Below are 12,120 nucleotides of genomic sequence, written 5' to 3' on the forward strand. Positions count from 1 at the left end.
GGGCTGAGTGGGCCTGGGGTGCTGGAGGCGAACTCATCTCATGCCGCCGGATGCAGCAACCGCGACTCTGCGTCGCTGCGGAACACGATGGGGATGTTCCGGCGTTTGGGTGCGTCTCGAACCACCGCCACCACCTTCTCGTGGTGGGCCGACTTGCTGCACACCGGGTCGGTCTCGGCCGCGTCGCCGGTGAGCAGAAAGGCCTGGCAGCGGCAACCGCCGAAGTCCTTTTGGCGTTCGTCGCAGCTGCGGCAGGTGGGTTTCATCCACGCGTCGCCGCGGTAGGTGTTGAAGGCGTTGCTGCGCTGCCAGATGTCGGCGATGGACACATCTTTCACGTTGGGCAGCTGCAGGCCCGGCAGGTCGCGCGCGTTGTGGCAGGGCATGGCCAGGCCATCGGGCGCGATGGAGAGGAACACCGCGCCCCAGCCGTTCATGCAGGCCTTGGGTCGCTCTTCGAAGTAGTCGGGCACGACGAAGAGCACGCGGCATTTCTGGCCCGTGGTCTTCGCGTCCTGCTCGGCGCGGAAGGCGTTGACCTCGGCCTCGGCGACCTGCAGCTCTTCGCGCGTGGGCATGAGGTGGTCGCGGTTGATCCAGGCCCAGCCGTAGTACTGCGTGTTGGCCAGCTCCAGGTACTCGGCCTCCAGCGCCACGGCCATCTCGATGATCTTGCGCACGTGCGGCAGGTTGTGGCGGTGCAGCACGCAGTTCATCACCATGGGCCAGTCGTGCTGCTTGATCAGCTTCGCGACGCGCTGCTTGAGTTCGAAGGTCTTGGTGTGGCTCAGGAAGTCGTTCAGCTCCTTGGTGGAGTCCTGGAACGAGAGTTGCACGTGGTCGAGCCCCGCGTCTTTCAGCTTCTGCGCGCGGGTGGGGGTGAGGCCCACGCCGGAGGTGATGAGGTTGGTGTAGTAGCCCAGGCGGTGCGCTTCCTGCACCAGCTCTTCGAGGTCGTCTCGCAGCAGCGGCTCGCCGCCCGAGAAACCCAGTTGCGCCGCGCCGAGTTTTCGCGCCTGCGTCATCACGTCCACCCACTGCGCGGTGCTCAGCTCGTCGGTCACTTTCGCGTGCTGCGTGGGGTTGTAGCAAAACACGCAGTGCAGCGGGCACTTGTAGGTCAGCTCCGCCAGCAGCCACAGGGGTGGGCCAGCGGCGATGGGGGTGGTGCTCAGGAGGTCAGTCGATCCAGCCACGGCGTTGCCCCTCTTCCAAAAGCGACTGGACCTGAGGCATCAGGTCTTGTGCGCTGAACGCCTGCTCCAACTCGCTCACAATCTCGGTCAGGCTGCGCTGGCCATCGCATCGTTTCAAAATTTCGGCGGCGCTGTCGTTGAGCTGCACCATGCCCTCGGGATACAGCAGCACCCAGCGGCTCTGCGCCTCTTCGTACTGCAGGCGGAAGCGGCGCGAGAGCTTGGGTTGGTTCGGGAGCGTGCTCATTGACACGCTTTCTCGATGGCATCCAGCATGGTCCAGAGGATGTCCAGCTTGAACTGCAGGATGTCCAGCGCACGGTGCTGTTGTTCGCGGGTCTTGAAGTGGTCCAGCGTGACCTGCAGGCCGTGCTCCACGTCGCGGCTGGCGAGCGGGATGCGGCTGCGGAAATAGGCCAGGCCGCTGGCCTCGATCCATGGGTAGTGGCCGGGCCAGGTGGCGAGGCGGTCTTTGTGGATCTGCGGCGCGAACATCTCGGTGAGCGAGGAACACACGGCCTCCTGCCAGGGCGCCTTGGCCGCGAAGTTCACGTAGGCGTCGCAGGCGAAGCGCACCGCGGGCACCACGCCCTGCAGCGACCAGAGGTCCTCACGCGAAATGCCCACGGCCTCGCCCAGGCGCGTCCAGGCCTCGATGCCGCCGGCGGCCGAGCCCTCGAAGTCGCCATGGCCGTCGTGGTCGAGGATGCGCTCGATCCACAGGCGGCGGTGCGCTCGGTCGGGCATGTTGGCGAGGATGGCCGCGTCTTTGCGCGGGATGCAGATCTGGTAATAGAAGCGGTTGGCCACCCAGCAGCGCAGCTCGTCGGGCGTGCAGCCTCCCGCGTTCATGCGCACGTTGAACGGGTGGTGGATGTGGTAACTGCGGCCCTTCTCGCGCAGCTGCGCCTCGAACTCGGCGGGGCTCCAGGCGGGCAGGTGGCTGTCGGTGCGGATGGCTTGGGCGATTTCCAAGATCAGGTTCCTATGCAAACGGGTTGTTCAAGCAATGCCTTGCCCAGCGCACGCCGTGGAACCGGCTTTGCCGGGCCACTGGTGTGGTCCCCCTGTAGGGGGAAGGCGCGAAGCGGCGCAGGGGGTCATATCTCAATGCTCATACCGTCGTGGGCGACCTCGATGCCGTGCGCGGTGAGTTCTACGCGTTCATCGGAGTCTTCCACCAGCATGGGGTTGGTGTTGTTGATGTGGATGAGGATCTTGCGAACGCCTGCTGGCAACTTGTCGAGCTGTTCGATCATCCCGCCCGGGCCGCTTTGCGGCAGGTGACCCATGTCGAGCGCGGCCTTGGTCGAGAGGCCCAGGCGCTGCATTTCGTCGTGGGTCCAGAAGGTGCCATCGACCAGCACCACACTGCAGCCGCTCATGAGCTCGATGAGTTCGGGCGTGACCTCGGCCAGGCCGGGTGCGTAGAACGCCTTGCTCCCGGTGGTGGGGTGGGTGATCAGCAGGCCGATGTTGTCGCCCGGGCGCGGGTTGCCACGGAAGGGCGAGTAGGGCGGCGGCTTGGACGACAGCGAGACCGTGTGCAGCAGCAAACCGGGCAGGCTGGGCACCCGCACCGCGCTGCCGTCGATGGGCAGCTCCTGGCGGTCCACGCCGCAGTAGTGCGAGAGGATGCCGGTGATCGGGAAGCCGCTGGAAATGTCGGAAAACACCTCGGGCGTGGCCAGCAGCGGCAGCGGCGTCTTGCGCTCGCGCAGCATCAGCAGGCCGGTGACGTGGTCGATCTGCGCATCCATCAGCAGCACGGCGGCGATGCCGCTGTCGCGGATGGCGCGGGCGGGCTGCAGCTCCGGGTTCTCGCGGACCTGCTGGAGGATGTCGGGCGAGGCGTTGACCAGCAGCCAGTCAGTCCCGTCGGCGCTGACCGCGATGGACGATTGGGTTCGCGCGGTGGCGCGGACCGTGCCCTGGCGCAGGCCGTCACAGTTGGGGCAGTTGCAGTTCCATTGCGGAAAGCCACCGCCGGCCGAAGAACCCAGGACCCGGATGCGCATAGACTGAGCTGGAACGTTTCAGGCGTTCAGGAAAGTAGGGGAATGAAAAAAGCGCACGCGTTGTGCACCCGTGCGCTTTGAAATGGAACCGCCGGTGGTCAGCGGTTGGCGATGTACATCGTGATTTCAAAACCGAAACGCAGGTCGGTGAAAGCGGGGGTGGTCCACTGCATGAAAGTCTCCTGTATGGGTTGGCATGAAACATGTCTGCCGACTTGTCTGCACCACTGCACCTCAAGCCGCAACGATGAAAAGCAATAACGATGCCACGAATCAGCACGGGTCTGAGAGCCACGGCGACCGTGGGGCTCGGGCCGCGCTGCGCCCCTGGCACCAACCACTGTACCTGCCTCTGGAGGCGCCGCAACGCCTGGCGTACCGACTCAGGGGAAACCCCGAGGGCACAGCGTGGCTGCTGCTCCACGGAGGGCCGGGCGGCCGTTGCCAGCCGGGCATGCTGGCGCCGCTGAATCTGGCGCGGCACTGGGCCATCGCGCCTGATCAGCGCGGCTGCGGCGACAGCCGCCCGCAGGGCCGCACCGCGCGCAACCACACGCAGGCGCTGGTGGCCGACCTGGAGGCGCTGCGGGGGCATCTTGGGCTGGAGCGCTGGTCCATCCTCGCCGGCTCCTGGGGCACGGTGCTGGCGCTGGCGTATGCGCAATCCCATCCCGAGCGGGTGGAACGCCTGGTGTTGCGCGGCGCCTTCGCGCTGCGCCGCCGGGAGGTCGGCGGGCTGCTTCAACGCGTGCGTGGCTCAGGGAAAACCATGAGGCCGACGCCGGCCTCGTGGCCCACCGCGCCGGGCACTTCATTGCCTGCGCTGCTCAGCCGACTGCGCCAGTTGCTTCAAACTGGTACACCCGCTGTTGCATCGCTGCGCGCGGCGCGGCGATGGGCATGGCTCGAATCACTCGATGCCGAGCGGGGCCTGCGGCGCGCCCTGGTTCACGCGGCCGCGCGGCACCCCGAATCGGCGTCCGCGTTGCGCGGCGCCTGGGTCTCGCTCCGGCGCGGCGCCCGCCAGCGCGCAGCGGCCTTTCAGCGACCCGCCGGCCGCGACGATGAGGCTTTGCAGCGCAAATACCGCGTGCAGGCGCACTACCTGTTGCACCGGGGGTTCGTGCGCCCCGGCGAGCTGGACCGGGCCGTGCGCACGCTGGCCCAACGCGGGGTGCCCGTGGCCTGGGTGCACGGGCGCTGCGACGCCATCTGCCCGCCGGGCAACAGCCGCAGCTGGGCGGCGCTGGGGCAGCGACTCGCGCCGGGCTCGGCCTCGCTCACGATGCCGCTCAGCGGCCACCTGGGGCACGAGCCCCTGATGCTGGTGGCGCTGCGCCGCGAGGTGTGTGGCGCATGAGCGGGTCCTCGACCTGGTGGCGCGCCGCTGTTCGCAGCCTGGCGGTCTTGGTGATGGCTGGCTCGGGGGCGATGGCGCACGCGACCGCATCGACAGCCGCCGATTGCCGCGCGGCCGAGCCTGTGCCCTGGCAGGCGGTGGCGCCCGGTGTCTGGGTCTGGCTGCCGCCGGGCGCGGGCGACGTGTCCCCTGCGAACGCGGGCCATGTGGTGCCGACCAGCGTGGTGCTGGGCGGGCGGGATGCGCTGGTGATCGACCCCGGGCCGAGCCACCGCCACGGCCTGCGGCTGCGCCACTCCATCGAGTGCCGTTTCAAGGCTCGCGTGCGCTGGATCGTCAACACCCACGCCCACTCGGAAAACGTGCTCGCCAACTCGGCTTTCGCCGACCAGGCGGCCAACGGTCGCGTCGACATCCTGGCCACGGCCGCCACGCGCGAAGGCATGGCGCAGCGCTGCCCTGACTGCCTTGCCAGCCTCACCCAGCGCGTGGGCGAAGCGGCGATGGCGGGTACCCGCATCGTGCTGCCGAACCGGACCCTGGCCGAGGGCGATCAACTGCGCGTGGGCGCGTTGCGATTGCGCGTGATGCGCGTGGAGCAGGGCCACACCGAAGGCGACCTCGTGCTCTGGAACCCGCGCCACCGCCTGCTCTGGGCCGGCGGGCTGGTCTACCAGGGGCGCGTGCCCGAGCTGGCGCAGGGCAGGGTGGATCACTGGCTCGCGGCGCTGGCGCGGCTGGAGGCGTTGAAGCCGAGGCAGGTGCTGTCCACCGTGTGGTCAAAAGGGAGCCAGGGTGTTCCGCCCCCTGCAGTCGCGGCCACCCGCGACTACCTGCAATCGCTCCGCGAACGCACCCTGCAAGCCATGGACGAAGGCGCCCAGCCCCAGGAGATCGACCGCGTGAACCTGTCAGCGTTCCAGCACTGGGAAGGCTATGCCGCGAGACACGGCTTCAACGTGCAACGCGCCTGGCGCGAACTCGAACCGGTCTGGATGGACCGGGCGGCGCCGACGAAATAACAAATCCGAAGGACTCGCTATCACTCCGGAGCGATGTGACTTGAACCGAGGATGCGGCGGAACTGGCTTGGCCAGGCCGCTCGCATCGCCCCTTGAGGGGCAGAGCGGTTACGCGCAGCGAACAAGCGACGGGGGTGGTTCACAACAGCCCCGGGGGGAGCTGATCCTTCTTCCGGTAGATCGTGTTGCGCGACACCCCCAGCGCCTTCGCCGCTGCCGACACATTGCCCTTGTGCAGGCGCAGCATCTGCGCCATGGCGCTCAGCGCCACGTCCTGCAGGCGCTGGCCGTCCACCGCCGGTTCGGGCATGGGCGGTGCATTCGGCATCTCGGGCAGCGTGGTCGTCGCCGGGGTGATGGCGCCCATCAGGCGGTTCGGAATGGGGTTGGGCAGACCGTGCTCCAGCTCTTCGATGAAGTCGTCGGGCAGGTGCTCCATCTCGATCACGCCGTCGTTGCCCACCATGACCACCGCCGTGCGCAGCAGGTTGTGCAGCTGGCGGAAGTTGCCCGGCCAGTGGTAGCGCTTGAAGATGTCCATGACCCGCGCGGAGATGCCGATGTGCTGGCCGTTCTCGCAGAGCGCCTTCACGATCTTCTGCACCACGAGGTCGAAGTCGGTGCGCTCGCGCAGCGCCGGCAGCCGCACCACCAGGCCGTTGAGGCGGTAGTACAGGTCTTCGCGGAAGTCACCGCGCGCGATCATGTCTTTCAGGTTCTTGTGCGTGGCGCTGACCACTGCCACGTCCACGTCCACTTCCTTGCCCGCGCCGAGCGGGCTCACCTTGCGCTCCTGCAGGACGCGCAGCAACCGCGCCTGCAGGTGCTTGGGCATGTCACCGATTTCGTCGAGGAAGAGCGTGCCGCCGTTGGCCTGCAGGATCTTGCCGATCGAGCCCTTCTTGCGCGCGCCGGTGAAGGCCCCTTCCTCGTAGCCGAACAGCTCCGACTCGATCAGGTTGTCGGGAATCGAGGCGCAGTTGACCGAGACGAAGGGCTGACCGGAGCGCGTCGAGTCGCCGTGGATGGCCTGGGCCAGCAGGTCTTTGCCGGTGCCGGTTTCGCCCAGGATCATCACCGGGATGTCACGCCCCGACACCCGGCGCAGCTTGTGGATGACCGACGCCACCTGGGGGTCGCCGGTGTCCAGGTACTGCAGCGAGGACAGCTGCATCTTGCGCCCGGTCTGCTTCAGCAACGCGGGCACCGAGCTCGCAGACGCCGTGGGTGCCTGCTGCTCTTCGGCCTGCTGCGGGTTCGCCGCCATGGGCCGCCCGGCCGACCAGGGGTTGCTCGCCTTGACCTTCACCCGGCACCAGACCGACACGCCGTTGTGCAGCACCAGCTGCTTGGGGTTGGGCATGGCGCCGCTGAACAGCTCGAACAGCGAGGAGATCGGGATGCCGAACAGCGACGAGAAGGTGTGGGCCTTGAGCGCGGCGAAGGGCAGGCCGATCTGGAACTGCGCGCTGCGGTTGGCCGAGATGAAGCGCCCCTCGGGCGAGAACACCGCGATGCCTTCGACCAGCGTGCCGAGAAACTCGGAGCGGGTGTGGAAATGCACCCGGATCGCCTTCGGGAAGATGTCGGCGAACATGTGGTTCTCGATCATCTGCGCCGACATGCGCACCAGCGCCAGCGTGTGCTGGTGGAAGCTGCGGTGGTCACCCGTGACGTCGAGCGCGCCGATCACCTGGCCGTAGGGATCGAAGATGGGCGCGGCGGAGCAGGTGAGGAACTTGTTGGCGTTCAGGTAGTGCTGGTTGCCGTGCACGGTGAGCGCTTCTTCTTCGGTCAGCGCGGTGCCGATGGCGTTGGTGCCCTTGTTGCGCTCGGACCAGTCCATGCCGGGGGTGAGCGCCACACGCGAGGCTTTTTCGAGGAAGTCGGTGTCGCCCAGCGAGTGCAGCACCATGCCCTTGGCCGAGGTCAGCAGCACCATGCTGTGGGTGTTGACGATCTGGTCGTAGAGCGTTTCCATGACCGGTGCCGCGTGCTGGAACAGGAAGCGGTTTTCATCCAGGGCGTCGGTCAGGATGCCGCGCGAGGGGCTGGTGAAGTCGGGTTCGCTCTGTTCGGTGATGCCGTAGGCACGCGAACGCTGGTGAGACTGGCCGATCGGGTCGTGACCGGCGGGGGAGAGGGCCGGTGGCGGAGTGTCGGCTCGCTCACCGCCGGGGCGGGTGTACATGGCGGCACTCATGTTGTCTCCAGAGTCCGAGGGGAATCCCCCCCAGTAGTCCATGGTCCAGTTCGGATCTTGTGATTCGCCCTGGGGAGGAACGTCGTTGTGTGGTTCGTGAGTCATGTGATTTTCTTCATATCTGTGCCACGAATCAACACTGGGTATTCCCCGAGTGAAACAGTGTGTGGCAGTTGCCTCGATCTGGTACACAAGCAAATCGCCGGCCATGCGCAGAGGGGCCGATCTGGCCGGACAAAGCCACGTGGGCTGTCACAGTCGGTCCATGTGGCACAGCGGTGTGGTGCAAATTGGAACAGTCGAGGCGGGCGGTGGCGCCCTGGTGGCCGTGAGAGCGGGTGCCGGAAACCGGTGGCCTGCTTATTGCTTTTCAGGCTCCCGAGCCCCTTTTTTTGACCCCGGAGACAAGCCCCATGAAGACCCATTTTCTCAAGCCACCGGCGCGTTCGGCGCTGCGCCTGCTCGCTCTCGCCGCCTGCAGCCTGGCCGCTGCCGCCGTCATGGCGCACGGCGACGTGACGCCTCAAGCCGTCGACACCAAAACCTTGCCGCAGCTCGGCGAGAAATGGCGCGATGCCAACCCCTACAACGAACAGAGCCCGGCACGCGGCGAAGCCCTGCGCATCGGCACCTCGGCCTACAACCAGAACTGCGCGCGCTGCCACGGCCTGGAAGCCATTTCCGGCGGCATTTCGCCCGACCTGCGCAAGCTCGACGCCGATTGCACCGGCATGGCCGATGCGACCAAGAAGGCCGCGTGTTTCAAGGAAATGGACGACTACTTCATCGCCACCGTGCGGCGCGGGCGGGTGCGCGACGGCCGGGTGTACATGCCACCCTTCGAGGGCACGCTCTCGCAGGAAGCCATCTGGTCGATCCGCACCTACATCGAGACGCGCCGCGAGCCCTGATCGGGCCGTTTCCCCACGGCGCCGCGCAGTGAACACCACAACAACGAGACAAGCCCCATGAACCAGACCCCCAGGCCGCCACGTTCACACCCCATCCATGCCCTGCGCCGCCGCGCAGCGCTGGCCCTGTTGCTGCCGGTGCTCGCCGGGCACTGGCCGGCGCAGGCCCAGACCGAGCTGACCGACCTGGCCCGCATCAAGGCCAGCGGTGTGCTCAAGGTCGCGGTCTACAAAGACAACGCGCCCCTGTCGGACGGGCCCGTGACCGACATGAAGGGGCTGGACGTGTCGCTGGCCGAGGCCCTGGCGCGGCAGCTGAAGCTCAAGCTCTCGCTGCTGCCCTACGACGCGGGCGAGAACATGGGCGACGACTTGCGCAACATGGTCTGGCGCGGTCACTACCTGGGCTACGGCCCGGCCGACGTGATGCTGCAGGTGCCGGCCGACAAGTTCCTTGCGCAGGGCAACCCGCAGGTGATGATTTTTGCGCCCTACATGCGCCAGTCGGTGATGCTGATGCACGACACGCGCAAGCTGGCCGATGCGGCGGTGCCCGAAGACCTCAAGGGCGTGCCGCTTGCGGCCGAGCGCGGCGCGGGCGCCGCCAGCGTGCTCATGGGCCATGGTGGCGGCCTGCTGCGCAACCAGGTCACGATCTACAACACGGGTGTCGAAGCCGCCCAGGCGGCGGTGGACGGCAAGGCCGTCGCCGCTTTCGTGACGAGGGCTCAGGCCGAGTCGGTGCTGTTCCGCAACCCGGGCGCGGCGGCCCATTTCCGCCTCAGCAAGCTGAACTTCAACAACGGCATCGCCGACACCGGCTGGCCGGTGGGCATGGCGGTCAAGTCGGCGAACAAGGAACTGGCGCAGGCCCTCGAAGCCGCCATGAAATCCCTGCGCGACAGCGGCGAGATGTTGGCGATCTTCAAGCAGCACGGGTTGACGCTCACCGCGCCGTAGCTGTTGCCCCCTGGGGGGTGACGCCGCAGGCGGCGCGGGGGGTCACCGCCTATTCAGTTTGCGGTACACCGTGGCGCGGCTGATGCCGAGGGCTCTTGCAGCTTCCATCACGTTGCCGCGGGCTTCGTCCACGGCGCGGCGGATGAGGGCGGTCTCCACATCTCTCAGGGGCACGCTGTGGCTCACCGGGCGGGCGGCGCCGGTCAGGCTGACCGGGCCGGGGTTCTGTGCCAGCACCAGCAGGCGCAGGCCCGACCACAACGGCACCTCGGCCGCAGGCCGGTGGCTGCGCGCGGCGTCGAAGAGGCTGTCGGACGGCACGGCAAAGACCTCGCTGATGTGAAGGGACTGTCGCTGGGGAGAAAGGCCCAGCATGTCCGCCGCAGCGCGGTTGGCGCCGCCGATGCAACCGTCGTCGTCCACGCACACCAGTCCGTCGTTGTCGTCGCCCAGCACGCGGCCGGGCCAGTTCAGCCGCAGCAGCAGCCGGTGAGGGCGGGCGGTGGTGAGGGCGTTCTCGATGCTGCGCGCGGACTGGGTCACTAGGTGCTTGAGCGCCGGCTGCTCGGCCACATCGACACCGGTGAGGTCCAGCATGCCGACGCATTGACCATCGGGCCCCCAGATGGGCGCACCGGCGCAGCTGAATGCCCCGGTGTCCTTGAAGAAGTGCTCGCCCCGGTGCAGCCACACTGGCGCGTGGTCGGCCAGCGTGGTGCCGATGGCGGTGGTGCCCACGGCCAACTCCGACAGGTCCACGCCCACGCGCGCGATGGCCGAAGCGCGGGGGTCGTTGCGGTCCACCGGGCCATCGACGTCGATCACCGTGCCGCGCGCGTCGGTGAGGATGGCGAAATACCGGCTGTTCACCATGGCGCGCGAGAGCGAGCGGATGACCGGCGCTGCGGCCTGGATCAGGGGCTGGCTGACCTCCAGCGCGTGGCGCATGCTGCCCACCGACACCGGTTCGAAGCTCACGCGTTGCCGAGGTTCGTGTCCCAGTGCCAGGCAGCGCCGCCACGAGCGTTCGATGCTGGGCGAGACCCAGGGCGAGGGCCGGGCTTCGCGGGCGTCCAGCACCGCGTGGCGCGCCCGTTCGATGAGGGCCAGGCGCTGGTCGGTCGGTGGGGTGTGGGTGGCGGCTGGGATCACGTCTGCCTCTGCGGTCGGTGGGATCTGGGACACAAGTGTTGCAAATTGCGACAGTGGCGGATCAAGTCACCACGGTTCGCGCGTCTGCAGAGCATCCGCGCAAATCACGTGCCACGGTGCAGGGCTTACCCCGACGTATGAGGCGGCGCTGCACGATGCGCCCAGGGCACCGCCGGGCCTGCTCCGCCGGACGGCCAGTGCCGCCCCTTGGGGGGTAGCGCGAAGCGCTGCGGGGGGTTACCTCGCCCTCAGCAGGTCCTTGGCCGGCCCCACCTGGGTGTCGCGCGGCAGCGGCACCGCGTTCTTCACCGCCAGCACCTCGGCCATGATGCTGACCGCGATCTCGGACGGCATCTTGCTGCCGATGTAGATGCCGATCGGGCCGCGCAGCGGGGCCAGGCTGGCCTCGGTCTGATCGAAGTGCTCGATCATCCGGGCGCGGCGCGCCTCGTTGTTGCGCCGCGAGCCGATGGCGCCAACGTAGAACGCCTCGGTCTGCAGCGCTTCGAGCAGCGCGAGGTCGTCGAGCTTGGGGTCGTGGGTGAGCGCGATCACGCAGGTGCGGCGGTCCACCTGGAATTCACGCACCACGTCGTCGGGCATGCCGTGGGCCAGCGCCACACCGGCCACGGCCCAGCTGCCGCGGTACTCCTCGCGCGGGTCGCAGACCGTGACCGCGAAGCCGCAGAACAGGGCCATGGTCGATAGGTACTCGGTGAGCTGGCCGGCACCGATCAGCAGCATGCGGTACTCGGGACCGAAGGTGTTGCTCAGCGTCACACCGTCGTCGATGAGGCCCGCGGGTTTGTCGCAGGGCCGCAGGGTGACGGCGCCGGTGGCGAGCTCGGTGCAACGCTGCATCAACCGGCCTTCGCTCAGGGCCTGCACCAGCGCCGCGAGCGTGTCAGCATCGGGGTTGAATTCGAGCAGCAACTCCAGCGTGCCGCCGCAGGGCAGGCCGAAGCGATGCGCCTCGTCGGCGGTGACGCCGTAGGTCACGCGCTCGGGCGGGCCTTGCGGAATGTCGTGCGTGATGCCAGCGGCGGGCTGCGCGCCCGCGGTGGCGTTGGCCCGGCTGTAGCGGTAGATCAGGTCGTCTTCGATGCAGCCGCCCGAGACCGAGCCCACCACCGAGCCGGTTTCACACAGCGCCATGATCGAGCCGACCGGGCGCGGCGACGAGCCCCAGGTGCGGACCACCGTGGCCAGCAGCGCACGTTGCCCGTCGCGCCGCCATTGCAGCAGTTTGCGCAGCACCGTGATGTCGAGGTTTTCCATGGGTTGTCTCCAGACGGTGG

Annotated in this window: 12 protein-coding genes; 4 read left to right on the top strand and 8 right to left on the bottom strand. The window is 68.0% G+C overall.

Annotation, left to right across the window (positions count from 1 at the left end):
• Positions 1-38: 38 nt before the first annotated feature.
• The 5 genes from pqqE to pqqA form a co-directional block, all read right to left on the bottom strand.
• Entirely contained in the window at positions 39-1,196 is a 1,158-nt protein-coding gene (gene pqqE / locus IM738_RS03945) for a pyrroloquinoline quinone biosynthesis protein PqqE (RefSeq protein ID WP_236964598.1), read from the bottom strand.
• On the bottom strand, positions 1,180-1,443 hold the full coding sequence (pqqD, locus tag IM738_RS03950; protein ID WP_236964599.1) for a pyrroloquinoline quinone biosynthesis peptide chaperone PqqD: 264 nt from the start codon (positions 1,441-1,443) through the stop codon (positions 1,180-1,182). Before pqqD ends, pqqE begins: the two co-directional genes overlap by 17 nt.
• Positions 1,440-2,171, bottom strand: coding sequence for a pyrroloquinoline-quinone synthase PqqC (gene pqqC / locus IM738_RS03955; protein ID WP_236964600.1), 732 nt, complete (start codon positions 2,169-2,171; stop codon positions 1,440-1,442). The genes pqqD and pqqC overlap by 4 nt, the downstream gene beginning before the upstream one ends.
• Before the next feature lie 125 nt (positions 2,172-2,296).
• Positions 2,297-3,214: a pyrroloquinoline quinone biosynthesis protein PqqB gene (gene pqqB, locus IM738_RS03960; protein ID WP_236964601.1), complete on the bottom strand. Its 918-nt coding sequence runs from the start codon at positions 3,212-3,214 to the stop codon at positions 2,297-2,299.
• 98 nt (positions 3,215-3,312) lie between these two features.
• Entirely contained in the window at positions 3,313-3,387 is a 75-nt protein-coding gene (gene pqqA / locus IM738_RS03965) for a pyrroloquinoline quinone precursor peptide PqqA (RefSeq protein WP_068167214.1), read from the bottom strand.
• Between the two features lie 74 nt (positions 3,388-3,461).
• Here pqqA and IM738_RS03970 point away from each other — a divergent pair, with 74 nt between their 5' ends.
• Together IM738_RS03970 and IM738_RS03975 are read left to right on the top strand one after the other, a co-directional pair.
• On the top strand, positions 3,462-4,574 hold the full coding sequence (locus IM738_RS03970) for an alpha/beta fold hydrolase (protein WP_272907777.1): 1,113 nt from the start codon (positions 3,462-3,464) through the stop codon (positions 4,572-4,574).
• On the top strand, positions 4,571-5,596 hold the full coding sequence (locus IM738_RS03975; RefSeq protein ID WP_236964603.1) for an MBL fold metallo-hydrolase: 1,026 nt from the start codon (positions 4,571-4,573) through the stop codon (positions 5,594-5,596). The genes IM738_RS03970 and IM738_RS03975 overlap by 4 nt, the downstream gene beginning before the upstream one ends.
• 139 nt (positions 5,597-5,735) lie before the next feature.
• Here the strand turns inward: IM738_RS03975 and IM738_RS03980 are convergent, their stop codons facing one another.
• Positions 5,736-7,799 carry a sigma-54-dependent Fis family transcriptional regulator gene (locus IM738_RS03980; protein ID WP_236964604.1) on the bottom strand — a complete coding sequence of 688 codons (2,064 nt, stop codon included), beginning with the start codon at positions 7,797-7,799 and terminating at the stop codon, positions 5,736-5,738.
• A 413-nt stretch (positions 7,800-8,212) separates the two neighbouring features.
• Between IM738_RS03980 and pedF the strand changes: the two genes are divergently transcribed.
• Positions 8,213-8,710, top strand: a complete 498-nt coding sequence (gene pedF, locus IM738_RS03985) for a cytochrome c-550 PedF (protein WP_236964605.1) — start codon at positions 8,213-8,215, stop codon at positions 8,708-8,710.
• A 57-nt stretch (positions 8,711-8,767) separates the two neighbouring features.
• On the top strand, positions 8,768-9,670 hold the full coding sequence (locus IM738_RS03990) for a substrate-binding periplasmic protein (RefSeq protein WP_236964606.1): 903 nt from the start codon (positions 8,768-8,770) through the stop codon (positions 9,668-9,670).
• Positions 9,671-9,712: 42 nt separating this feature from the next.
• Here the strand turns inward: IM738_RS03990 and IM738_RS03995 are convergent, their stop codons facing one another.
• Both IM738_RS03995 and IM738_RS04000 read right to left on the bottom strand, forming a co-directional pair.
• The gene (locus tag IM738_RS03995) at positions 9,713-10,822 is read right to left on the bottom strand and encodes a helix-turn-helix domain-containing protein (RefSeq protein WP_236964607.1); all 1,110 of its coding nucleotides are present in this window, start codon (positions 10,820-10,822) and stop codon (positions 9,713-9,715) included.
• Between the two features lie 237 nt (positions 10,823-11,059).
• Positions 11,060-12,100, bottom strand: a complete 1,041-nt coding sequence (locus IM738_RS04000) for an XdhC family protein (protein WP_236964608.1) — start codon at positions 12,098-12,100, stop codon at positions 11,060-11,062.
• Positions 12,101-12,120: the final 20 nt, after the last annotated feature.

The sequence above is a fragment of the Hydrogenophaga sp. SL48 genome, assembly GCF_021729865.1.
Classification (GTDB): Bacteria; Pseudomonadota; Gammaproteobacteria; order Burkholderiales; family Burkholderiaceae_C; genus Hydrogenophaga.